We start from the raw sequence: 22179 nt of genomic DNA on the forward strand, positions 1-22179 counted from the left end.
TCACGTGTGCCGGAACACTACGCCGGAACCGACGCCACCCCCGGCTCGAGGAACCGCTTGCCGTTCACCCGCTCGGAGACGCCCTCGCGGTCCAGGTACGGCGTGATGCCGCCCAGGTGGAAGGGCCAGCCGGCGCCGGTGATCAGGCACAGGTCGATGTCCTGCGCCTCGGCGACGACGCCCTCGTCGAGCATCAGGCCGATCTCCTGGGCCACCGCGTCCAGGACGCGGGCGCGGACCTGCTCCTCCGTCAGGACGGTGTCGCCCTGCTTGAGGAGCGCGGCGACCTCCGGGTCCAGCTCGGGCTTGCCGCTGTCGTAGACGTAGAAGCCGCGCTTGCCCGCCTCGACGACCGCCTTGAGGTTCGGGGAGACCGTGAAGCGGTCCGGGAACGCCTTGTTGAGCGTCTCGGAGACGTGCAGGCCGATCGCCGGGCCGACCAGCTCCAGCAGGACCAGCGGCGACATCGGCAGGCCGAGCGGCTCGACCGCCTTCTCCGCCACCGCGACCGGCGTGCCCTCGTCGATGACGTTCTGGATCTCGCCCATGAAGCGGGTCAGGATGCGGTTCACGACGAACGCCGGGGCGTCCTTGACCAGGACCGCGGTCTTCTTCAGCTTCTTGGCGACGCCGAACGCCGTCGCGAGCGACGCGTCGTCGGTCTTCTCGCCGCGGACGATCTCCAGCAGCGGGAGGACCGCGACCGGGTTGAAGAAGTGGAAGCCGACGACCCGCTCGGGGTGCTTCAGCTTCGACGCCATCTCCGTCACGGAGAGGGACGAGGTGTTCGTCGCGAGGATCGCGTGCGCCGGGGCGACCGCCTCGACCTCCGCGAACACCTTCTGCTTGACGCCCATCTCCTCGAACACGGCCTCGATGACGAAGTCCGCGTCCGCGAAGCCCTCGGCCTTGTCCAGGACACCGGTCACCAGCGCCTTGAGGCGGTTGGCCTTGTCCTGGTTGATACGGCCCTTGCCGAGCAGCTTGTCGATCTCGGCGTGGACGTAGCCCACACCCTTGTCGACGCGCTCCTGGTCGATGTCGGTCAGGACGACCGGCACCTCCAGGCGGCGCAGGAAGAGCAGCGCGAGCTGGCTGGCCATCAGGCCGGCGCCGACGACGCCCACCTTGGTGACCGGGCGGGCCAGCGACTTGTCCGGGGCGCCGGCGGGACGCTTGGCGCGCTTCTGCACCAGGTTGAAGGCGTAGATGCCGGAGCGCAGCTCGCCGCCCATGATCAGGTCGGCCAGCGCCTGGTCCTCGGCGTCGTAGCCCTGCTGGAGGTCGCCGTTCTTGGCGGCGGCGATGATGTCCAGCGCGCGGTAGGCGGCCGGGGCCGCGCCGTGCACCTTGGAGTCGGCGACGAAGCGGCCGCGTGCGACCGCCTGGTCCCAGGCCTCGCCGCGGTCGATCACCGGGCGCTCGACGGCGATCTCGCCCTTGAGGACGGACGCCGTCCAGGCCAGCGACTGCTCCAGGAAGTCCGCGCCCTCGAAGATCGCGTCCGCGATGCCCAGCTCGTGGACCTGCTTGCCCTTGAGCTGCTTGTTCTGGTTGAGGCTGTTCTCGATGATGACCGAGACGGCCTTGTCGGCGCCGATCAGGTTCGGCAGCAGCGTGCAGCCGCCCCAGCCGGGGACCAGGCCGAGGAAGACCTCGGGCAGGGAGAAGGCGGGGAGCGCCGCGGACACCGTGCGGTAGGTGCAGTGCAGGCCGATCTCCACGCCGCCGCCCATGGCGGCGCCGTTGTAGTACGCGAAGGTCGGCACGGCCAGCTTCGCCAGGCGCTTGAAGACGTCGTGGCCGCCCTTGCCGATGGCCAGCGCGTCCTCGTGCCGCTTCAGCAGCTCGACGCCCTTGAGGTCGGCGCCGACCGCGAAGACGAACGGCTTGCCGGTGACGCCGACGCCGACGATGTCGCCGTCCGCGGCCTCCTTCTCGACCCGGTCGATCGCGGCGTCGATGTTCGCCAGCGACTGCGGGCCGAGCGTGGTCGGCTTGGTGTGGTCGTGGCCGTTGTCCAGGGTGATCAGGGCGAAGCGCCCCGCGCCCAGCGGCAGGTCGAAGTGGCGTACGTGCGCCTGCGTGACGACCTCGCCGGGGAACAGCTCGGCCGCACCCTTCAGCAGCTCTGCGGTGGTGCTCACTTGTCCCCCTCGAAGTTCGGGTTCTCCCAGATGACCGTCGCGCCCATGCCGAAGCCGACGCACATGGTGGTCAGGCCGTAGCGGACGTGCGGCTGCTCCTCGAACTGGCGGGCCAGCTGCGTCATCAGACGGACGCCGGAGGAGGCCAGCGGGTGGCCGAAGGCGATGGCGCCGCCGTACTGGTTGACGCGGGCGTCGTCGTCGGCGATGCCGTAGTGCTCCAGGAAGGCGAGGACCTGGACGGCGAAGGCCTCGTTGATCTCGAACAGGCCGATGTCGGAGATCGACAGGCCCGCCTGCGCGAGGGCCTTCTCCGTGGCGGGGATCGGGCCGTAGCCCATGACCTCCGGCTCGACGCCGGCGAAGGCGTACGAGACCAGACGCATCTTGACCGGCAGGCCGTTCTCGCGGGCGAAGTCCTCGCTCGCGATGATCGACGCGGTGGCGCCGTCGTTCAGACCGGCCGCGTTGCCCGCGGTGACCCGGCCGTGGACGCGGAACGGCGTCTTCAGGTTCGCCAGGTTCTCCAGCGTGGTGCCCGGGCGCATCGGCTCGTCGGCGGTGACCAGGCCCCAGCCCGTCTCGCCGCCCTCGGGGTTGGTGCGGCGCACCGAGACCGGCACCAGGTCGGCCTGGATCTTGCCGTCGGCGTACGCCTTGGCGGCCTTCTCCTGCGAGCGCACGGCGTACTCGTCGGCGCGCAGCTTGGTGATCGACGGGTAGCGGTCGTGCAGGTTCTCCGCGGTCATGCCCATGAACAGGGCGGACTCGTCGACCAGCTTCTCGCTGACGAACCGCGGGTTCGGGTCGACGCCCTCGCCCATCGGGTGGCGGCCCATGTGCTCGACACCGCCCGCGATGGCGACGTCGTACGCGCCGAAGGCGACCGAGCCGGCCACCGTGGTGACGGCGGTCAGGGCGCCCGCGCACATGCGGTCGATGGAGTAGCCCGGGACCGAGGTGGGCAGGCCCGCCAGGATGCCGGCGGTGCGGCCGATGGTCAGGCCCTGGTCGCCGATCTGCGTGGTCGCGGCGACGGCGACCTCGTCGATCTTCTTCGGGTCGAGACCGGGATTGCGGCGCAGCAGCTCCCGGATCGCCTTCACGACCAGGTCGTCGGCGCGGGTCTCGTGGTAGATGCCCTTCGGGCCCGCCTTGCCGAACGGGGTGCGGACGCCGTCTACGAAGACGACGTCCCTGACGGTACGAGGCACGATGGCTCTCCTCCAGGTACGGGATGCTGAGCGCTTGCTTAAGCACCATGCTACTTATGGGTAACGTAGCTGCCCAGCCCTGGGGCGGCGAGCGGCGAAGGTCACACGGAAGGCGCCGGTCCGGTGCGGGCCCCGAAGGGGGCGCCGGGCCGTACCGGTGTGCGGCTCCTGCGTGGATCCGCGGGGTGTCACTGCGGGTGAGCCGTGTCTCACCGGGAAAGACATTCTTGCCTATGCAACGAGTTGCATAGCAGCATCGGCGCATGGCCCTCGACCACGCGATCCTCGTCTCCCTGCTGGAGAAGCCGGGCTCCGGCTATGAGCTGTCCCGGCGCTTCGAGCGGTCCATCGGATACTTCTGGACCGCCACCCACCAGCAGATCTACCGCGTGCTCAAACGCATGGAGAGCGACGGCTGGGTCGATGTGCGCGAGGTGCCGCAGGAGGGCCGCCCGGACAAGAAGGAGTACTCCGTCTCCGCCGCCGGACGCGACGCCCTGGCCCGGTGGCTGCACGAGCCGATCGAGCCGGAGAGCATCCGGCACGACCTCGCCGTGAAGATCCGCGGCGCCGCGTTCGACGACCCGGCCGCACTGATCGCCGAGGTCGAGCGTCATCACACGGTGCACAGCGAACGGCTCGCGCACTACCTCGCCGGGGAGCACCGCGACTTCACCGGCCCACAGGCGCCGGCCGGGCCCGACGCCGGACGCGAACTCCAGCACGTCGTGCTGCGCGGCGGCATCGCCTACGAGCGGATGACCCTCGCCTGGCTCGACGACGTCCTGGCCACGCTCCGCCGCCTCGGCCCCACCGGGCGCTGACCCGCCCGCCTGTTCTCCACCCTCACCCTCGACCCCCACGCCGGAAAGGCGATGACGACGATGACGGACCCGCTGGTGTTCAACCCGCGCACCTACGACCCGGCCCACTTCGACCCCGAGACCCGGCGGCTGCTGCGCGCCACCGTCGACTGGTTCGAGGACCGCGGCAAGCGCAGGCTGATCGAGGACTACCGCTCCCGTGCCTGGCCGGCGGACTTCCTCGCCTTCGCCGCGAAGGAGGGCCTCTTCGCGACCTTCCTCACCCCGGCCTCCGCCGCCGCTGGACAGGACGGCGGGCAGAGCGGGGACAAGCGCTGGGACACCGCCCGGATCGCCGCCCTCAACGAGATCCTCGGCTTCTACGGCCTCGACTACTGGTACGCCTGGCAGGTCACCATCCTCGGCCTCGGCCCGGTCTGGCAGAGCGACAACGCCGCCGCCCGCACCCGCGCCGCCGAACTCCTCGACCAGGGCGAGGTGTTCGCCTTCGGCCTGTCCGAGAAGGCGCACGGCGCCGACATCTACTCCACCGACATGCTGCTGGAGCCCGACGGCGACGGCGGCTTTCGCGCGACCGGCTCCAAGTACTACATCGGCAACGGCAACGCGGCCGGCCTCGTCTCCGTCTTCGGCCGCCGCACCGACATCGAGGGCCCCGACGGCTACGTCTTCTTCGCCGCCGACAGCCGCCACCCGTCGTACCACCTGGTGAAGAACGTCGTCGACTCCTCCAAGTACGTCAGCGAGTTCCGCCTGGAGAACTACCCGGTCCGCCCCGAGGACGTCCTGCACACCGGCCGCGCCGCCTTCGACGCCGCGCTCAACACCGTCAACGTCGGCAAGTTCAACCTGTGCACCGCCTCCATCGGCATCTGCGAGCACGCGATGTACGAGGCGGTCACCCACGCCCACAACCGCATCCTCTACGGGCGCCCCGTCACCGCCTTCCCGCACGTGCGCCGGGAGCTGACCGACGCGTACGTCAGGCTCGTCGGCATGAAGCTGTTCAGCGACCGCGCCGTCGACTACTTCCGCTCCGCCGGGCCCGACGACCGCCGCTACCTGCTCTTCAACCCGATGACGAAGATGAAGGTGACCACCGAGGGCGAGAAGGTCATCGACCTGATGTGGGACGTCATCGCCGCCAAGGGCTTCGAGAAGGACAACTACTTCGCGCAGGCCGCCGTCGAGATCCGGAGCCTGCCGAAGCTGGAGGGAACGGTCCACGTCAATCTCGCGCTGATCCTCAAGTTCATGCGCAACCATCTGCTGGCCCCGGCCGAGTACGCGCCCGTGCCGGCCCGCCTCGACGCGGCCGACGACGCGTTCCTCTTCCGGCAGGGACCGGCCCGCGGCCTGGGCTCCGTACGCTTCCACGACTGGCGCACCGCCTACGACGCCTTCGCCCACCTGCCGAACGTCGCCCGCTTCCGCGAACAGGCGGACGCCCTGTGCGAGTTCGTCACCACGGCCGCCCCCGGCGAGGAGCAGAGCCGCGACCTCGACCTGCTGCTCGCCGTCGGCCAGCTGTTCGCCCTGGTGGTGCACGGCCAGCTGATCCTGGAGCAGGCGCGCCTGACCGCCCTCGACGAGGACGTGCTGGACGAACTCTTCGCCGTCCTGATCCGCGACTTCTCCGCCCACGCGGTGGAGCTGCACGGCAAGGACTCGGCGACCGAGGCCCAGCAGACGTGGGCCCTGGGCGCCCTCCGCCGCCCGTCCGCCGACGAGTCCCGCTCGCAGCGGGTGTGGGAGCGCGTCGAGGCGCTGTCGGGCGCATACGAGATGAAGCCGTAGTTCCGGCTTCTGCGGCCCGCCCGAGGGGCGCGGGGAACGTGCGACCGGCCACGACGGAGCCGCACCCGCCCGGCAGCCTTCCCCGCCCCCGACGGCCTCACCGCCCCTTTCCTCCCCGACGCACCGGGCGCTCGATCGCCGAGCGGTCAGCGCCCGGTGGGGGATCAGCCTCCTGCCGGGGGGTGGTTCAGGCGGGCAGCTTCGTGTCGACGACGAGGCTGATCTCGACGAGCTGGCCGGGGAAGGTCAGCGCGGTGACACCGACGACCGTGCTGGCCGGACGGTGGTCGCCGAAGTACGCGAGATTGCCCTTCGCCGTCGCCGCGGCGTTCTGCCGCAGGTCCACCACGTACAAGGTCTGCGAGACGACCTGGTTCCGGGTGGCGCCGTAGTGGTCCAGGATCTTGTCCATGTTGGCGTAGGTCCGCTCCAGCTGGGCGGTGAAGTCGCCCGCGTGGAGGAACTCGCCCGCGTCGTCGAGCGAGAGCTGTCCGGAGACGTGGATCAGCTCGCCGGACTTGATCGCCTGCGAATAGCCGAAGTCGTCCTCGGCCGGCACGCCGTGGTGGAAGACATCGATGACGGTCATGGGAGCGCCTTTCTGATCTGCTCTCTTGTGGTTACTCAGGAACTGTAGGAGAGTGACGCCTGACCTGGAAGAACGCACTTTTCGGTGACTGGGGAACCTTATGGTGACCAAGCAACTGCTCAAGAACCTGCCCGAGGACGCCGATCTGAGGCGCGCGGACTCGCTGGCACGGGAGATCTTCTCGGACGTCGCCAACAAGTGGGCGTTGCTGATCATCGAGGCGCTCGGTGAGCGCACCCTGCGCTTCGGCGAACTGCGGGGCGAGGTCGAGGGCATCAGCCACAAGATGCTCACCCAGAATCTGCGCATGCTGGAACGCAACGGCCTGGTCGACCGGAAGGTGCACCCCACCGTGCCGCCGAAGGTGGAGTACACCCTCACCGAGCCGGGCCGGGCACTGCGGACCACGGTCGACGCCATCTGCGGCTGGACCCACCAGTACCTCGGTCACATCGAGAGCGCGCGCCGCCGCTTCGACGACTGACCGGCACACGGCAACGCGCTTTCCGCCGTGTGCGGGGCACGCGGACGCGGGACATCACCGTTCGGCGGGTTCTCCCGGGAGGGCACCCCCTCACACGCCCGGCGGCGTGCCGGTGAGCCCGCACGGCCGTGGGGCCGGGGGCGCCGTCGGTGTCCGGTGCCGTCGGGACGGCACCGGAGATCACTTCCCGGGTGCCGTCGCCGACAGCGCCTCCACCAGCACCGGGGTGACCTGTTCCACCTGCCACGCCCGAGCCCCGTACGCCGCGAGCGCGGAGGCCACGGACTCCGGGCCCACGACCGCGGGAGGCTCCCAGCACACCCTGCGAACCGTGTCCGGAGTGATCAGATTCTCCTGGGGCATGTTCAGTCGCTCGGCGAGCTCGCCCACGCCCGCCTTCGCCGCCGCGAGGCGGGCCGCGGCGGCCGGGTCCTTGTCCGCCCAGGCGCGCGGCGGCGGGGGACCGGTCACCGGCTGGCCCGGCTGCGGCAGCTGCGACTCGGGCAGGGCCTTCGCCCGGTCGACCGCGGCCTGCCACTGCTCCAGCTGACGGCGGTTCACCCGCCCGAAGCCGCTGAGCGCGGCGAGCGCGTGCGCGTTGGGCGGCAGCGCGAGCGCCGCCTCGACGATGGCGGCGTCACCGAGCACCTTGCCCGGCGAGACGTCCCGGCGCTGCGCGATGCGGTCCCGGGTCTGCCACAGCTCCCGCACGACGGCGAGCTGCCGGCGCCGCCGCACCTTGTGCATGCCGGAGGTGCGGCGCCAGGGGTCCTTGCGGGGCTCGGGCGGCGGGGCCGAGGCGATCGCGTCGAACTCCTGCCGGGCCCAGTCCAGCTTGCCCTGCCGGTCCAGCTCCTTCTCCAGCGCGTCGCGCAGGTCGACCAGGAGCTCGACGTCGAGCGCGGCGTAGCGCAGCCAGGGCTCGGGCAGCGGGCGGGTGGACCAGTCGACGGCGGAGTGGCCCTTCTCCAGGACGAAGCCCAGCACGTTCTCGACCATCGCGCCGAGGCCGACCCGGGGGAAACCGGCGAGCCGGCCGGCCAGCTCGGTGTCGAAGATGCGGGCGGGCACCATCCCTATGTCCCGCAGACAGGGCAGGTCCTGGGTGGCGGCGTGCAGCACCCATTCGGCGTCGGCGATCGCCGCGCCCAGCTCCGAGAGGTCGGGGCAGGCCACGGGGTCGACGAGCGCGGTGCCCGCGCCCTGGCGGCGCAGCTGCACCAGGTAGGCACGCTGGCCGTAGCGGTAACCGGAGGCGCGCTCGGCGTCGACGGCGACGGGGCCGCGGCCGGCGGCGAAGGCGGCGGTCACCTCGGCGAGGGCGGCGGCGTCGGCGATCACCGGCGGAACGCCTTCGCGTGGTTCGAGCAAGGGGGTCGGCGCCTGCATCGCAGAAGATCCGGCGTCGTCCGGAGGAGCGCCTCCGGTGGTTCGCAGGGGACGGTCTGCTGCGGTTTCGTGGGCGTCGGTCACCGGACAAGGGTATCGGTGTATGCGCCGCGCCCGCCGACGGAACGTTCCGTCGGCGGGCGCGGGTGGGTCGTGCACCGGTCGGGTCAGGGAGGGACGGAGTGCACGGCGGGGGAGGGGGGCGGGGGAGCGGTCGGGTACGAGTGGTCAGTGGATGATGCCGGTCCGCAGGGCCACCGCCACCATCCCGGCGCGGTCGCCCGTGCCGAGCTTGCGGGCGATGCGGGCCAGGTGGCTCTTGACGGTCAGTGCGGACAGGCCCATGGAGACGCCGATCGCCTTGTTCGACTGGCCCTCCGCGACCAGCCGCAGCACCTCGACCTCGCGGCCGGAGAGCTCGCGGTAGCCGCCCGGGTGGCTCGGGGCACCCGGGGGGCGGCGGTGCAGTCGGGCGGCGGCGGCGCCGATGGGGGCGGCACCGGGCCGGGTGGGGAGCCCGATGTTGGTGCGGGTGCCGGTGACGACGTAGCCCTTGACTCCGCCGGCGAGGGCGTTGCGTACGGCGCCGATGTCGTCGGCGGCGGACAGGGCGAGGCCGTTGGGCCAGCCCGCCGCGCGGGTCTCCGACAGGAGGGTCAGACCGGAGCCGTCGGGGAGGTGGACGTCTGCGACGCAGATGTCGCGGGGGTTGCCGATGCGGGGACGAGCCTCCGCGACGGACGAGGCCTCGATGACATCGCGCACACCGAGCGCCCACAGATGGCGGGTGACGGTGGATCGGACGCGCGGGTCGGCCACGACCACCATGGCGGTCGGCTTGTTCGGGCGGTAGGCGACCAGGCTTGCGGGCTGCTCGAGGAGAACGGACACCAGGCCTCCTGGGGTGCGGGACGGGACCGGCTCCTGGGGGCGAAGCCGGGACGAACCGTGCTTTCAAGGTCACAGTCGTCTTCGGCACCGGGTGCGTCCGCCTTTAGAGGATGATCACGATCTAGTGAGTAACAATCCGAGCAATTCGGACACGCGGTCGATCATTCGAAGATCGAACGGTTTCAGTCTGTGTCGATACGGGGCCGAAAGTGGCCGTATCGACAAAGTGACCGACGGAGTCCGTGCGTACCGTCCGATGATCCTGCACGCGTGGAGAGAGGTGTGGCCGCGGACGTGGTGGACACCGGGGCGGGGCATGAGAAAAGGGGCCCGGCGCTCCCGCCCCGGGAAGGGGAGGGGAGCGCCGGGCCCCGTGTCAGGGGTGCGGCCCGGCGGACGGAGCCGCTAGCGCGACTGCGGGCCGCGCCGCTGCGGCAGCGTGACGATCGAGGCGTCGCCCGGGCCGGCCGGGGGCAGACCCGCGACCTGGGCCAGCAGATCGCACCACGAGGCGAGATGGGCCGCGGTGTCGGGCACCCCGCCCAGGCCCTCGCGGGGCGTCCAGGACGCCCGGATCTCGATCTGCGAGGCCGGCGGGCGCGCCGACAGCCCGCCGAAGTAGTGGGAACTCGCCCGCGTGACCGTGCCGCTGGGCTCGCCGTAGGCCAGGCCGCGGGCCTGGAGGGCGCCGGTGAGCCAGGACCAGCACACGTCCGGCAGCAGCGGGTCCGCCGCCATCTCCGGTTCCAGTTCGGCCCGGACCAGCGTCACCAGACGGAAGGTGCCCCGCCAGGCGTCGTGACCCGCCGGGTCGTGCAGCAGCACCAGACGCCCGTCGGCCAGGTCCTCCTCGCCGTCGACGACCGCGGCCTCCAGCGCGTAGGCGTACGGGGCGAGCCGCTGCGGCGCGCGCGTCGCCTCCACCTCGACCTGCGGGCGCAGCCGCGCGGCCCGCAGCGCGTCGACGGCGGCCGTGAACGCGGGCGGTGCCCCGCCGCCCGGTTGCCGCACGCCCTCCCCGGCACCCTTCGGTTCGTCCATTCCGCCAGCGTCGTCCGACAGTCGTCCCTGAGCCGCAGCCATGCCGGGAAGATTAAGCGGAACGGCGCCGCGACGCAGGGAGAGACACCCGCGCGCGGGTGCGATGTCCGGATCACGCCGTGCCGAGGGGGCGCGCCGGGGCTCGGGAACGGGGTGCGCGCCCCGCTCCGAGGTGCCCGCACCCGAGGTCGGGGCCCGTTCGGAGGGCATGCGAGACTTGCCGTGTGAGTGCCAACCAGAGCCCCGCGGGCAAGCAGCCGACCGCCACGTACGACTCCGCCTTCCTCAAGGCGTGCCGGCGTGAGCCGGTGCCGCACACGCCCGTGTGGTTCATGCGACAGGCCGGCCGCTCCCTGCCGGAGTACCGCAAGGTGCGCGAGGGCATCCCGATGCTCGAGTCCTGCATGCGGCCGGAACTGGTCGCCGAGATCACCCTCCAGCCGGTGCGCCGGCACGGTGTGGACGCGGCGATCTTCTTCAGCGACATCGTCGTCCCGCTCAAGGCCATCGGCATCGACCTCGACATCAAGCCGGGCGTCGGCCCGGTCGTCGAGCAGCCGGTCCGCACCCGCGAGGACCTCGCCCGGCTGCGCGACCTGACCCCCGAGGACGTCTCCTACGTCACCGAGGCGTACGGCCTGCTCACCCGCGAGCTCGGCGCCACCCCGCTGATCGGCTTCGCGGGCGCCCCCTTCACCCTCGCCAGCTACCTCGTGGAGGGCGGCCCGTCCCGCAACCACGAGCACACCAAGGCGCTCATGTACGGCGACCCCGGGCTGTGGGCCGACCTGCTGGACCGGCTCGCCGACATCACGGCCGCCTTCCTGAAGGTGCAGATCGAGGCGGGCGCGAGCGCCGTCCAGCTCTTCGACTCCTGGGTCGGCGCCCTCGCCCCCGCGGACTACCGCCGCTTCGTGCAGCCCGCCTCCCGCAAGGTCTTCGACGCCGTCGCCGGGTACGGCGTGCCGCGCATCCACTTCGGCGTCGGCACCGGCGAGCTCCTCGGCGACCTGGGCGAGGCCGGCGCGGACGTCGTCGGCGTCGACTGGCGCGTCCCGCTGGACGAGGCCGCCCGCCGCGTCGGCCCCGGCAAGGCGCTCCAGGGCAACCTGGACCCCGCCGTCCTCTTCGCGCCGGCCGAGGCGGTCGAGGCCAAGGCGCGCGAGGTCCTGGACGCGGCGGCCGGCCTGGAGGGCCACGTGTTCAACCTCGGCCACGGCGTCCTGCCGTCCACCGACCCGGACGCGCTGACCCGGCTCGTGGAGTACGTCCACACGCAGACCGCGCGCTGAGTCCGGACGCCCCGCGCCGCCTCCCGGTCAGGCGTCAGGCGGCGAGCAGCTGGGCGAACACCTGGGCCAGCAGCAGACCCCCGTAGAAGCACGCGGGAGTGGGGGAGAGCGCCGCTCTCACCACTCCCGCGCGCTCCCGGCCCGGCTCCACGTCCATGGCGAACGGCTCCACCGCCGCCTCCGGGCGCCGCACCCGGTCGTACAGGCGCCGGTAGAGGCGCTCCCGGTACATGAAGTAGGCGTCCAGGAGCCAGAACGCCAGGACCGGCAGCAGGCCGACCAGGGCGACGGCCCGGTCGTTGCTGCGGACGGCGAACGCGAGCAGCGCGCCGGTGACGGTCAGCGACCAGCCCTTGATCAGGAACGAGTTGTTGCCCATCCGGGCCACGATCATCTGGATCAGTTCCAGATGCTTGATCCGGCCCTCGTCCAGCACCGCGCCGTCCCCCGCCGTCATCGTCCCCCCAGCCCGTCGACATGTCCGCCCCGGAGCCTACCCACCGGCGACCGCCGCCCGGGAGAGCACGTCGGGGCACTGGTTAGCGTGGATGCCATGACCTCTCTCCTCGTGACCGGCGCCGCGGGCTTCATCGGCTCGCACTTCGTGCGGTACTGGCTCGGGCAGCACCCCGGGGACACCGTGGTGGCACTGGACGCCCTGACCTACGCGGGCACCCTCACCAGCCTCGCCGACGTACGCGACGACATCGTCTTCGTGCACGGCGACATCGGTGACGCCCCGCTGGTGCGGCGGCTCCTCGAGGAGCACCGGGTGGAGACGGTGGTCAACTTCGCCGCGGAGTCCCACAACAGCCTCGCCGTGCTCGACCCCGGGCGGTTCTTCCGCACCAACGTGCTCGGCACGCAGACCCTCCTGGAGGCCTGCCGGCGGGCGGGGGTGGAACGCTTCCACCACATATCGACCTGTGAGGTCTACGGCGACCTGTCGCTGCGCTCCACGGAGAGCTTCACCGAGGCCAGCCCCTACCGGCCCCGCACCCCCTACAACGCCAGCAAGGCCGCGGCCGACCACGCCGTACGCGCCTACCACGAGACGTTCGGCCTGCCCGTCACCCTCACCAACTGCGCCAACAACTACGGCAGCCACCAGTTCCCGGAGAAGGTGCTGCCCCTGTTCACCACCCGTGCGCTGGACGGCCGGCCGCTGCCGCTGTACGAGTCGAGCGAGAACCGGCGCGAGTGGATCCACGTCCTCGACCACTGCCGGGCCGTGGAGACGGTGCTGCTCGAGGGCCGGGTGGGGGAGACCTACCACGTCGGAACGGGCGTCGAGGCCAGCGTGGAGCAGCTGGCCGACCTCGTACTGGACGAACTGGGACTGCCGCACACGCTGAAGCGGCGGGTCCCCGACCGGCCGGGCCACGACCGCCGTTACCTGCTGGACTCCGGGCGGATCGGCCGCGAACTGGGATGGCGGCCGCGGATCCCCTTCGAGGAGGGCGTGCGGAAGACGATCCGCTGGTACGCCGACAACCGCGACTGGTGGGAACCGCTCAGGGAACGCAGTCCCGTGGCCGAGGAAGCCTGGTGAGAGGCGGTCACCAGCCCGGCCGCGCGCGGCGGCCGAAGAGGAGACCGGGTGGCTCCGGCGGGGGAGGGGTGCCGGGCCGCAGCGGCAGGGCGATCAGCATGCCGGCCAGGAAACCGACCACGTGCGCCGCATAGGCCACGGTACCCGCGTCGGAGACGGCCGCGCCGGACGAGTAGACCGCCTGCAGCCCGAACCAGAAGCCCAGCACGATCCAGGCCGGCAGCCGCAGGGGCAGGAAGATCAGGAAGGGGACGAGGACCCAGACACGGGCCCTCGGGTACAGCACCAGGTAGGCGCCGAGCACCCCGGCGATCGCGCCCGACGCGCCGATCAGAGGGGAGCCGGAGTCGCTGTCGAGGAGGGCGAAGCCGTACGTCGCCGCGTAGCCGCACACGCCGTAGAAGAGCAGGTAGCGCAGGTGGCCCAGGCGGTCCTCGACGTTGTTGCCGAAGATCCACAGGAAGAGCATGTTGCCCAGCAGGTGCAGCCAGCCGCCGTGCAGGAACATCGCCGTCAGGACACTCAGCTCGGGGGACTTGTCGTAGTCCGGCGGACCGATCACGCAGCCCGGCCCCTGCGGGCCGATCCCGGTCTCGCCGGTCGGCACCAGCCTGGGCATCCTGTGGTGCAGCAGCTCCTGCGGCACCGCCGCGTACTGGTCCAGGAAGGCCTGGAGACGGCACATCTGCGCGAGACCGCCCTCGCCCGTCACCGAACCGGTCATGCCGGGGGTGAACAGGAAGACCAGGACGTTCGCGAGGATCAGGGCGTACGTCACCCAGGGCGTGCGGCGCGCCGGGTTCACGTCATGGACGGGGATGACCACGGGTCACTACTGCCCGCCTGACGGACGGTGAATCGGCGCGCCCGCCGAACGCCCCCCGTCCGGGTCTGCGGGACGGCGCGGGGCAAGCGGGCCTCAGCGGTGCTGCTCCACCGCCCTCGCCGCCTTGCGGGCCGCCACCAGCACGGGGTCCCACACCGGGGAGAACGGCGGCGCGTAGCCCAGGTCCAGGGCCGTCATCCGCTCCACCGTCATCCCGGCCGTGAGGGCCACCGCGGCGACGTCGACCCGCTTGCCCGCGCCCTCGCGGCCGACGATCTGCACCCCGAGCAGCCGCCCGGTGCGCCGCTCGGCCAGCATCTTCACCGTCATGGGCGAGGCGCCCGGGTAGTAACCGGCGCGGCTGGTCGACTCCACGGTGACGGACACGAACCGCAGCCCCGCCCGCAGCGCGTCCTTCTCGCGCAGCCCGGTCCGCGCGATCTCCAGGTCGCACACCTTGCTGACCGCGGTGCCGACCACGCCCGGGAAGGTGGCGTAACCGCCGCCCGCGTTGGTGCCGATGACCTGCCCGTGCTTGTTGGCGTGCGTGCCGAGCGGGATGTGGCGCTCCTGCCCGGAGACCAGGTCGAGCACCTCCACGCAGTCGCCGCCGGCCCAGATGTTCTCGTGGCCGCGCACCCGCATGGCCAGGTCGGTCAGCAGCCCGCCGTGGGCGCCGAGCGGCAGGCCGGCCGCGGCGGCGAGCGAGGTCTCGGGGCGCACACCGATGCCGAGCACCACCACGTCCGCCGGGTACTCGGCGTCCGCGGTGGCCACCGCCCGGACCCGGCCGTCGTCCCCGGTGAGCACCCCGGTGACCTCGGCGTCGTTCACCATGGTGATGCCGAGGCCCTCCATCGCCTCGTGCACCAGGCGGCCCATGTCCGGGTCGAGCGTGGACATCGGCTCCCGGCCGCGGTTGACGACCGTCACCCCGTAGCCGCGCCTGATGAGCGCCTCGGCCATCTCCACGCCGATGTACCCGGCGCCGACGACCACCGCGTGCCGGCCCCGGGTGCGGTCCAGCGTGTCGAGCAGCGCCTGCCCGTCGTCGAGGGTCTGCACCCCGTGCACGCCGGGCGCGTCGATCCCCGGCATGCCGGGGCGGACCGGCCGGGCGCCGGTCGCGATCACGAGCTTGTCGTACGGCGTCCAGCTCTCGGCCCCCGAGTCGACGTCGCGGGCGCGCACCCGGCCGCCGTCGACGTCGATCTCCGTCACCTCGGTGCGCATCCGCAGGTCGATGCCGCGCGCCCGGTGCTCCTCGGGGGTACGGGCGACGAGGTCGTCCCGTCCGGCGACGTCGCCGCCGACCCAGTACGGGATGCCGCACGCCGAGAACGAGCTGAAGTGGCCGCGTTCGAACGCCACGATCTCCAGCTCGTCCGGGCCCCGCAGCCGGCGTGCCTGCGAGGCCGCGGACATCCCGGCGGCGTCGCCGCCGATCACGACCAGCCGCTCCCGCGTTCCGCCCGCCCTGTTCGCGCCGCTCATGCTCATGGGGACACGCTACGCGGGCGCCGCGGGTCAGTTCCGCTCGCCCGTCCCTCCGGCGGGCGGGTGCTCCGGGACCGGCCGGGCCGCCGGCAGCGGGCCGACCGCCGTCGGCACCGGCGGGGTCTTCGGGCGGCGCGGCAGCCGGGGCCGTACGACCCGCAGCCACAGCAGCGCGAGCAGCGCCGCCACCGCGGCGAACGGCAGGATCGCGCCGCACACGACCGCGACCCAGCGCAGCATCGTCACGAACGCGTGCCAGCCGCCCGCCAGCGCGTCCAGGAACCCCGGGTCGTCGTCCCCGGCGGCCTCCTGCCTCACCGGTGTCTCGGACAGGGAGAGGGTGATGGTGGCCAGGCCGGTGCGATCCTTCAGCGACGCCTGCCGGGCGAGCAGCGCCTCCAGCTCGGCCTGACGGGAGCTCAGTTCGCCCTCCAGCGTCACCACGTCGCTCAGCTTCTCGGCCCGGTCCATCAGCTCGCGGACGCGGGCCACGCTGGCGCGCTGCGAGGCGATGCGGCTCTCCACGTCCACGACCTGGTCGGTGACGTCCTCGGCCTTCGCGTTGCGCTCCAGGAGTTCGCCTGCGCCCTCCAGTTCGGCCAGGACGCCCTCGTAGGCGCCTACGGGCACGCGCAGGACCAGCCGGGTCCGTTCGTGGCCGTCCTCGTCCCGGCTGGTGGTCTCGTCGCCGACGTAGCCGCCCGCCTTCTCGGCCGCGTCGCGTGCCTCCTGAAGGGCTTCGGGGACGTTCTTCACCCGCACCGTCAGGGAGGCGGTGCGGATGACGTGGCTCGCCGCGGTCTTCGGCGGCGCGGTCTTCCCGGCGCGGTCCGCGCCCGCGCCCGCCGCGCCCTTGCCGTCGCTCACCGGGGCTTCCGCCTTGGCTCCGTTCGCGGCGCCGGAGTCGTCGGCGCCGGAACTGCATCCGGTCAGTGCGAGGGCCGCGGCCAGCAGGACGGCGGCCGCGGCCGGAACGGCTCGCGGAGAAGGTGGTGTACGCACGGGGCCCCCGGGGCGGTGTCGGCTGTCGTTCCCTGTCGTTGTCCTGTCGTCCCTAGGACGCCGCGGAGGGCCCGGGCGACGGCGCGGAACGGTCCCGAAGAGGTCACGGTCCGGACTCACCGGCCGGGCACCCGGCGCCCGGCCCGGCAGCCGCGCCGACGACGGTGTCTGAGAGGCTTGGGGGCATGTGCGCAAGCAGGATTTCCGCGGACGGGACCGGCGCGGACACGGGTCATGTCGTCGTCATCGGGGCCGGCATCGCCGGACTGGCCGCCGCCCACCGGCTGCTGGAGCGCGGGGCCCGCGTGACCGTGCTGGAGGCCTCGGACCGGGTCGGCGGCAAGCTGCTGCCGGGCGAGATCGCCGGGGCCCGTGCCGACCTCGGCGCCGAGTCGGTGCTGGCCCGCCGCCCCGAGGCCGTCGGCCTGGCCCGTGAGGCCGGTCTGGGCGACCGGCTCCAGCCGCCGGCCACCGCCTCGGCCTCCCTGTGGACCCGCGGCGCGCTGCGCCCCATGCCCAAGGGCCACGTCATGGGCGTCCCCGGCACCGCCGCCGCCCTGTCCGGCGTCCTCTCCGACGAGGGTCTCGCCCGCATCGAGCGCGACGCCGAGCTGCCCCGCACCGAGATCGGCGACGACGTGGCCGTCGGCGAGTACGTGGCGGCCCGTCTCGGCCGCGAGGTCGTCGACCGGCTCGTCGAACCGCTGCTGGGCGGCGTCTACGCGGGCGACGCCTACCGCATCTCGCTGCGCTCGGCCGTGCCCCAGCTCTTCGAGGCCGCCCGCGCGCACACGTCCCTGACCGAGGCGGTGCGCGCCGTCCAGGGCCGTACGGCCGCCGCGCCGCAGCACGGCCCCGTCTTCATGGGCATCGACGGCGGCATCGGCACCCTCCCGCTCGCGGTCGCCGACTCGGTGCGCGCCCGGGGCGGCGAGATCGTCACCCGGGCGCCCGTCACCGAGCTGCGCCGCACCGCGCCGGACGGCTGGCGGGTCGTCGCCGGCGACCGGGTGCTGCACGCCGGCGCGGTCGTCGTCGCCGTCCCCGCGCCCGCCGCCGCCGCGCTGCTGCGCGCCGAGGCCCCGGCCGCCGCCGCCGAGCTGGCCGCCGTCGAGTACGCCTCGATGGCCCTGGTCACCCTCGCCTACCGGCGCTCGGACGCCGCCGTGCTCCCCGAGGGCAGCGGCTTCCTCGTACCGCCGGTCGACGGGCGCACGATCAAGGCGGCCACCTTCGCCTCCCGCAAGTGGGGCTGGATCGCCGACGGGGCGCCGGACCTGGTCGTCGTGCGCACCTCCGTGGGCCGGTACGGCGAGACGGAGATCCTCGGCCGTGACGACGGGGACCTCGTCGCCGTGTCCCGGCACGACCTGGCGGAGGCCACCGGCCTGAGCGCCGCGCCGGTCGCCACCCGGGTCACCCGCTGGCAGGACGGCCTGCCCCAGTACCCCGTAGGCCACCACGCGCGCGTGGCCCGCGTCCGCGAGCACGTCGCGAAGCTCCCCGGCCTCGCCGTGTGCGGCGCCGCCTACGACGGCGTCGGCATCCCGGCGAGCATCGCCAGCGCGTACGCGGCCGTCGACCGGATCCACGGGGACCCGCGCGGTGTGGAGCGGCTCACCGCCCACCCGGTGCAGAGCCTGCACGGCGGAGCGGGAGAATAGGGCCATGAGTGACGAAGCCTCCACCCCCGCCGCCCAGCGGATCCCCAACAAGGGCAAGCTGGCCAAGGACCTCAACGAGGTCATCCGCTACACCCTCTGGTCCGTCTTCAAGCTCAAGGACGTGCTGCCCGAGGACCGCGCGGGCTACGCCGAAGAGGTCCAGGAGCTGTTCGACCAGCTCGCCGCCAAGGACGTGACGATCCGCGGCACCTACGACATCTCCGGGATGCGCGCCGACGCCGACCTGATGATCTGGTGGCACGCCGAGACCAGTGACCAGCTGCAGGAGGCGTACAACCTCTTCCGCCGCACCAAGCTGGGCCGCGCGCTGGAGCCGGTGTGGTCGAACATGGCGCTGCACCGCCCCGCCGAGTTCAACCGCTCGCACATCCCGGCCTTCCTCGCCGACGAGACGCCGCGCAACTACGTCAGCGTCTACCCGTTCGTGCGCTCCTACGACTGGTACCTGCTGCCCGACGAGGACCGCCGCCGCATGCTCGCCGACCACGGCAAGATGGCCCGCGGCTACCCGGACGTGCGCGCCAACACGGTCGCCTCCTTCTCGCTCGGCGACTACGAGTGGATCCTCGCCTTCGAGGCCGACGAGCTGGACCGCATCGTCGACCTCATGCGCCACCTGCGCGGCTCCGAGGCCCGCATGCACGTCCGCGAGGAGATCCCCTTCTACACGGGGCGCCGCAAGGACATCGCGGAGCTGGTGGCGGGGCTCGCCTGAACGACGGGGCGGGTGTCGGACCGGCCGGGGGTCCGGGGGTTGTCCCCCGGGGGATGCGGCACGGGGCGCCGCAAGGACATCGCGGAGCTGGTGGCGGGGCTCGCCTGAACGGCCGGGCGACGGGGGCGGCACGGGTTCAGCCCTGCCGCTCCCGGTGCTCCCCGAAGTGCTCCTCCCGGTGGGCGAAGGCCGCCCGCAGGTCCGGCCCGCCCGCCGCACGGACGCCGCGCACGGCGACGGAGGTGAGGTAGGAACGCTCGTCCGCCGCCTCGCCGGCCTGCCGGACGAGGGCGCCGAGCAGCCGCTGCCCGGCCGGTGAGGCCCAGCGCGCGTACGGGTGGACCTCCATCCGCGAGATGACGAGGCAGCCGAGGGTGAGCATGAGCGGCAGGGAGAACCACAGGGCGATCAGGTGACGCGGCACGCCGGCCGGCGCGGGCAGCGCCAGTGCGGCGGCGCCCAGCGCGCACACGGTCACCGCGGCGAGCCGTACGCGCCGCACCCCGGCCGCGACGCTGCGGGTGTCGTCCGCGACGGCGAGGCCCGCGCCGACCAGCCGGTCGGCCAGCCCTCGCACCGAGTCGGCGGCGGCAGCGGCGGCGCGCACGGGGGCTATCCGGGACTGCCCGCCGGGGCCTATCGCCCCGATGACCGTCCGCTCCATCTCGTCCCGCCCGTGCGGATCGACCACGGTCGCCCAGCCGGTGTGGGCGAGCAGCAGGCGGCGCTGGCGTGCCATGGACACCAGCGTGAGGTCGGCGACCCGCCGGGGACCGCCGGACAGGAACGCCGCCTCGTACAACGTCAGCGTGTGCCCGCGGTCGGCGGTGCTCGCCTCGGCGGTCGCCGCGCGCACGGCGGCCAGGCACAGCCGTGTGCACGCGAGGCCCGCGACGAGCCAGGCCAGCAGCAGGAGGAGGACCCAGAGCATGCCCGTACTTCTATGCCAGAGGGTCACTCCGGCGCCATGCCCTTTTCACATACCGGGACGCGCTGTCGCGGACATGTGACGTTCCGTGCCCCGAGGGGCGTTCAGCGGCGCGTCAGCACCCGCCGCGCCGCACGCGTCAGCGGTCCCCCGGACCGCCCCGGGGGCGGCGTCGGCCCGGACCGCTCCCGCCACCACTTCCGCAACTCCCGGCGTACGGCGGTGTCCTGGAGCCGGCCGTCCCGCAGCAGCCGCTCGGCGAAGTCCAGGGCGTCCCGCCGGTGGCCGCCGGTCATCGGGTGCCCCTTGGCGTACGCGAGGAAGGCGGGCCGGTACCGCGCGCCGAGGATCAGCGGCAGCTCCGGGGCGACCTTCGCGACGACGTCCGCCCGCTTCGCGGCCAGCGACCGCGCCTGCACGCCGAGCCGTACCCGGTCGAATCCCTCCGGCGCGGGCGTGCCGGCGACCAGGGCGGACAGCAACGCGGTCTGCGCGAGGGCGAGACGCTGCCGTACGGTGCCGGGGACGGCGGGGACCGCTTCCCCCGGCGGCGCGGGTGCGGTACCGGCCGGCACCGTGCCCGGCGCCCGCCCCTCGGCGACCGCCGCCCGGATCGCCTCCACCTCGCCCTCCAGCTCGGCGCCGTCGGGGAAGTTCTCGTCGCGTTCCAGCAGCACCCCGGGCGGGGCGACGAGCGAGGCGAGGTCGGCCAGGATGTCCAGCACCGGCCGCGGCACCGGGTGGGCGTGACTGTCGTGCCAGACGCCGTCCCGCTCGAAGCCGCCCGCGACATGGACGTAGGCGATGGCCTCCACGGGCAGTTCGCGCAGCGCCTTCGCGGGGTCCTCGCCGCGGTTGACGTGGTTGGTGTGCAGGTTCGCCACGTCGATCAGCAGCCGTACGCCGGTCCGCTCGACCAGCTCGTACAGGAACTGTCCCTCCGTCATCTCCTCGCCGGGCCAGGAGAGGAGCGCGGCGATGTTCTCCACGGCGAGGGGCACGGGCAGCGCGTCCTGGGCGATGCGCACGTTCTCGCACAGCACGTCGAGGGCGTCCCGGGTGCGCGGCACGGGCAGCAGGTGGCCCGCCTCCAGGCGTGGGGAGGCGGTGAGCGGCCCGCCGGCCCGGACGAACGCGATGTGCTCGGTGACCAGCGGCGAGCCCAGCGCCTCGGCCCGCTCGGCCAGCGCGGCGAGCCGTCCCGCGTCGGGCCGGCCGGCGTCGCCGAGGCCGAGGGAGACGCCGTGCGGCACGACGGTCACGCCGCGCTCGCGCAGCCGCAGCAGCGAGTCGGGCAGGTGGCCGGGGCACAGGTTCTCGGCCACGGCCTCGACCCAGTCGATGCCGGGCATGCGCTCCACGACGTCCGCGATCTCCGGCCGCCACCCGATGCCGGTCCCCAGTCGCTCCATGGCCGTCCGTCCTTCCCCCGTCGGTTCGACGGGGTTATGGCCTCCGGGGCCCGGCCCGAACCCCGGTCAGGCCATGTTCAGAGCACTATCTGAGGTTTCGCGGTGACGGCGGTGACGACGAGCCCCGTCTACGCGGGGGCGGGGCGGCCCGGGACGTCCGGGCGCAACGCCGGATGGTCCGCGACCACGGTGCAGGAGCCCGGCGCGATCTCCGTGAAGCCGGCGTCGCGGACGACCGGAAGGCCGCTCGTCGTCAGGCCGGCCCAGCGGGCGGGGTCCGCGGTGCGCACCGCCAGCGGGAAGCCCGCGTCGCGCCAGGCGGCGCGCTCCTCGCCGGTCAGCTCCCACCAGGCGAGCTGGGCGCCGTGGCCGGCCTGGGCCATCGCCTTGCCGGCCGACATGTCCAGGCCGGGGTTCAGCCACAGGACGGGGGCCGCCGGGCCGGCGCCGGCCGGGGGTTCCGGGTCGTCGAGGTCGGTGCCGGAGACCTGGAGGCGGGCCAGGTCCTTGGGCCAGCCGTCCAGCGGGACCGGCGGGAAGACCCGCACCTCGGCCGTCCTCCCGGTCACCGTGATGCCGGGCAGCGCCCCGGCCCGCCGCCACTCGGCGCCGCGCGCCCGCCGCACGACCTTGCGGATGCGGGTGTCCTGCCAGTCGCGCATCGCCTGCGCCCACTCGCCGTCGCCGGCCGACCGGTCGTCGCCGAGCATCACCAGCACCGCGCGGGCCGCGGTCTCCAGCGCGTCCGTGCGGGCCGGGGGATCGGCCCGTTCGATGCGGACGACCAGCGGCAGCACGAACTGCGGTGCCAGGTCGCGGTCGCCGGGCTCGGGGCGGAAGGGGCTGTCGGGGGCGGGCGTCGTCACGTCGTTGCTCACGCCCCCAGTCTGCCAA

General features: G+C 73.2%; 20 protein-coding genes. 7 read left to right on the forward strand and 13 right to left on the reverse strand.

The features are described from left to right. Nucleotides 1-17: 17 nt before the first annotated feature. Entirely contained in the window at nucleotides 18-2147 is a 2130-nt protein-coding gene (locus ACFYOJ_RS11180) for a 3-hydroxyacyl-CoA dehydrogenase NAD-binding domain-containing protein (protein ID WP_356551644.1), read from the reverse strand. Then, nucleotides 2144-3361, reverse strand: a complete 1218-nt coding sequence (locus tag ACFYOJ_RS11185) for an acetyl-CoA C-acyltransferase (protein ID WP_356551645.1) — start codon at nucleotides 3359-3361, stop codon at nucleotides 2144-2146. Before ACFYOJ_RS11185 ends, ACFYOJ_RS11180 begins: the two co-directional genes overlap by 4 nt. A gap of 263 nt (nucleotides 3362-3624) precedes the next feature. Here ACFYOJ_RS11185 and ACFYOJ_RS11190 point away from each other — a divergent pair, with 263 nt between their 5' ends. Continuing rightward, nucleotides 3625-4185, forward strand: coding sequence for a PadR family transcriptional regulator (locus ACFYOJ_RS11190; protein WP_356551647.1), 561 nt, complete (start codon nucleotides 3625-3627; stop codon nucleotides 4183-4185). A 60-nt stretch (nucleotides 4186-4245) separates the two neighbouring features. Then, the gene (locus ACFYOJ_RS11195) at nucleotides 4246-5982 is read left to right on the forward strand and encodes an acyl-CoA dehydrogenase family protein (RefSeq protein ID WP_356551902.1); all 1737 of its coding nucleotides are present in this window, start codon (nucleotides 4246-4248) and stop codon (nucleotides 5980-5982) included. A 187-nt stretch (nucleotides 5983-6169) separates the two neighbouring features. Here ACFYOJ_RS11195 and ACFYOJ_RS11200 read toward each other — a convergent pair whose 3' ends face one another. Continuing rightward, entirely contained in the window at nucleotides 6170-6571 is a 402-nt protein-coding gene (locus ACFYOJ_RS11200; protein WP_356551649.1) for a RidA family protein, read from the reverse strand. 100 nt (nucleotides 6572-6671) lie between these two features. Here ACFYOJ_RS11200 and ACFYOJ_RS11205 point away from each other — a divergent pair, with 100 nt between their 5' ends. Then, a complete protein-coding gene (locus ACFYOJ_RS11205; protein ID WP_356551651.1) occupies nucleotides 6672-7055 on the forward strand; it encodes a helix-turn-helix domain-containing protein in 384 nt (127 codons plus the stop codon). A 180-nt stretch (nucleotides 7056-7235) separates the two neighbouring features. Here the strand turns inward: ACFYOJ_RS11205 and ACFYOJ_RS11210 are convergent, their stop codons facing one another. The 3 genes from ACFYOJ_RS11210 to ACFYOJ_RS11220 all read right to left on the reverse strand — a co-directional run bounded on the left by ACFYOJ_RS11210 (nucleotide 7236) and on the right by ACFYOJ_RS11220 (nucleotide 10418). Then, on the reverse strand, nucleotides 7236-8528 hold the full coding sequence (locus ACFYOJ_RS11210; protein ID WP_356551652.1) for a ribonuclease D: 1293 nt from the start codon (nucleotides 8526-8528) through the stop codon (nucleotides 7236-7238). A gap of 144 nt (nucleotides 8529-8672) precedes the next feature. After that, the gene (locus tag ACFYOJ_RS11215; RefSeq protein WP_030249151.1) at nucleotides 8673-9335 is read right to left on the reverse strand and encodes a response regulator transcription factor; all 663 of its coding nucleotides are present in this window, start codon (nucleotides 9333-9335) and stop codon (nucleotides 8673-8675) included. 405 nt (nucleotides 9336-9740) lie between these two features. Next, on the reverse strand, nucleotides 9741-10418 hold the full coding sequence (locus ACFYOJ_RS11220) for a DUF3000 domain-containing protein (protein WP_356551655.1): 678 nt from the start codon (nucleotides 10416-10418) through the stop codon (nucleotides 9741-9743). Nucleotides 10419-10600: 182 nt separating this feature from the next. Here ACFYOJ_RS11220 and hemE point away from each other — a divergent pair, with 182 nt between their 5' ends. Then, nucleotides 10601-11668, forward strand: coding sequence for a uroporphyrinogen decarboxylase (gene hemE, locus ACFYOJ_RS11225; protein WP_356551656.1), 1068 nt, complete (start codon nucleotides 10601-10603; stop codon nucleotides 11666-11668). 34 nt (nucleotides 11669-11702) lie between these two features. Here the strand turns inward: hemE and ACFYOJ_RS11230 are convergent, their stop codons facing one another. Then, on the reverse strand, nucleotides 11703-12125 hold the full coding sequence (locus tag ACFYOJ_RS11230) for a hypothetical protein (protein ID WP_356551658.1): 423 nt from the start codon (nucleotides 12123-12125) through the stop codon (nucleotides 11703-11705). A gap of 96 nt (nucleotides 12126-12221) precedes the next feature. Between ACFYOJ_RS11230 and rfbB the strand changes: the two genes are divergently transcribed. After that, complete coding sequence (rfbB, locus tag ACFYOJ_RS11235; protein ID WP_356551660.1) at nucleotides 12222-13220, forward strand: dTDP-glucose 4,6-dehydratase; 999 nt, start codon at nucleotides 12222-12224, stop codon at nucleotides 13218-13220. Between the two features lie 7 nt (nucleotides 13221-13227). Here rfbB and ACFYOJ_RS11240 read toward each other — a convergent pair whose 3' ends face one another. The 3 genes from ACFYOJ_RS11240 to ACFYOJ_RS11250 form a co-directional block, all read right to left on the reverse strand. After that, nucleotides 13228-14046 carry a rhomboid family intramembrane serine protease gene (locus tag ACFYOJ_RS11240; RefSeq protein WP_356551661.1) on the reverse strand — a complete coding sequence of 273 codons (819 nt, stop codon included), beginning with the start codon at nucleotides 14044-14046 and terminating at the stop codon, nucleotides 13228-13230. Between the two features lie 93 nt (nucleotides 14047-14139). After that, the gene (locus ACFYOJ_RS11245) at nucleotides 14140-15546 is read right to left on the reverse strand and encodes an FAD-dependent oxidoreductase (protein ID WP_356551662.1); all 1407 of its coding nucleotides are present in this window, start codon (nucleotides 15544-15546) and stop codon (nucleotides 14140-14142) included. 27 nt (nucleotides 15547-15573) lie between these two features. Further along, nucleotides 15574-16545, reverse strand: a complete 972-nt coding sequence (locus ACFYOJ_RS11250) for a DUF4349 domain-containing protein (RefSeq protein WP_356551663.1) — start codon at nucleotides 16543-16545, stop codon at nucleotides 15574-15576. Nucleotides 16546-16730: 185 nt separating this feature from the next. Here ACFYOJ_RS11250 and hemG point away from each other — a divergent pair, with 185 nt between their 5' ends. Next, nucleotides 16731-18209 carry a protoporphyrinogen oxidase gene (hemG, locus tag ACFYOJ_RS11255; RefSeq protein ID WP_356551664.1) on the forward strand — a complete coding sequence of 493 codons (1479 nt, stop codon included), beginning with the start codon at nucleotides 16731-16733 and terminating at the stop codon, nucleotides 18207-18209. Between the two features lie 4 nt (nucleotides 18210-18213). Continuing rightward, a complete protein-coding gene (hemQ, locus tag ACFYOJ_RS11260; protein WP_356551665.1) occupies nucleotides 18214-18945 on the forward strand; it encodes a hydrogen peroxide-dependent heme synthase in 732 nt (243 codons plus the stop codon). A gap of 136 nt (nucleotides 18946-19081) precedes the next feature. Here the strand turns inward: hemQ and ACFYOJ_RS11265 are convergent, their stop codons facing one another. The 3 genes from ACFYOJ_RS11265 to ACFYOJ_RS11275 all read right to left on the reverse strand — a co-directional run bounded on the left by ACFYOJ_RS11265 (nucleotide 19082) and on the right by ACFYOJ_RS11275 (nucleotide 22163). Next, nucleotides 19082-19876, reverse strand: a complete 795-nt coding sequence (locus ACFYOJ_RS11265; RefSeq protein WP_356551666.1) for a TIGR04222 domain-containing membrane protein — start codon at nucleotides 19874-19876, stop codon at nucleotides 19082-19084. A gap of 101 nt (nucleotides 19877-19977) precedes the next feature. Then, nucleotides 19978-21285, reverse strand: coding sequence for a DUF692 domain-containing protein (locus ACFYOJ_RS11270; RefSeq protein WP_356551668.1), 1308 nt, complete (start codon nucleotides 21283-21285; stop codon nucleotides 19978-19980). 128 nt (nucleotides 21286-21413) lie between these two features. Beyond that, nucleotides 21414-22163, reverse strand: coding sequence for a peptidyl-tRNA hydrolase (locus ACFYOJ_RS11275; protein WP_356551670.1), 750 nt, complete (start codon nucleotides 22161-22163; stop codon nucleotides 21414-21416). Nucleotides 22164-22179 lie beyond the last annotated feature (16 nt).

This window comes from Streptomyces sp. NPDC006384, from assembly GCF_042870695.1.
In the GTDB taxonomy this organism is placed as follows: Bacteria; Actinomycetota; Actinomycetes; order Streptomycetales; family Streptomycetaceae; genus Streptomyces.

Coding starts and splice junctions, on each gene's coding strand:
- ACFYOJ_RS11245 (WP_356551662.1), bottom strand. CDS start 15,546: ATGAGCATGAGCGGCGCGAACAGGGCGGGCGGAACGCGGGAGCGGCTG.
- ACFYOJ_RS11220 (WP_356551655.1), bottom strand. CDS start 10,418: ATGGCTGCGGCTCAGGGACGACTGTCGGACGACGCTGGCGGAATGGAC.
- ACFYOJ_RS11265 (WP_356551666.1), bottom strand. CDS start 19,876: ATGCTCTGGGTCCTCCTCCTGCTGCTGGCCTGGCTCGTCGCGGGCCTC.
- ACFYOJ_RS11200 (WP_356551649.1), bottom strand. CDS start 6,571: ATGACCGTCATCGATGTCTTCCACCACGGCGTGCCGGCCGAGGACGAC.
- ACFYOJ_RS11190 (WP_356551647.1), top strand. CDS start 3,625: ATGGCCCTCGACCACGCGATCCTCGTCTCCCTGCTGGAGAAGCCGGGC.
- ACFYOJ_RS11205 (WP_356551651.1), top strand. CDS start 6,672: ATGGTGACCAAGCAACTGCTCAAGAACCTGCCCGAGGACGCCGATCTG.
- ACFYOJ_RS11195 (WP_356551902.1), top strand. CDS start 4,246: ATGACGGACCCGCTGGTGTTCAACCCGCGCACCTACGACCCGGCCCAC.
- rfbB (WP_356551660.1), top strand. CDS start 12,222: ATGACCTCTCTCCTCGTGACCGGCGCCGCGGGCTTCATCGGCTCGCAC.
- ACFYOJ_RS11230 (WP_356551658.1), bottom strand. CDS start 12,125: ATGACGGCGGGGGACGGCGCGGTGCTGGACGAGGGCCGGATCAAGCAT.
- ACFYOJ_RS11270 (WP_356551668.1), bottom strand. CDS start 21,285: ATGGAGCGACTGGGGACCGGCATCGGGTGGCGGCCGGAGATCGCGGAC.
- hemQ (WP_356551665.1), top strand. CDS start 18,214: ATGAGTGACGAAGCCTCCACCCCCGCCGCCCAGCGGATCCCCAACAAG.
- hemG (WP_356551664.1), top strand. CDS start 16,731: ATGTGCGCAAGCAGGATTTCCGCGGACGGGACCGGCGCGGACACGGGT.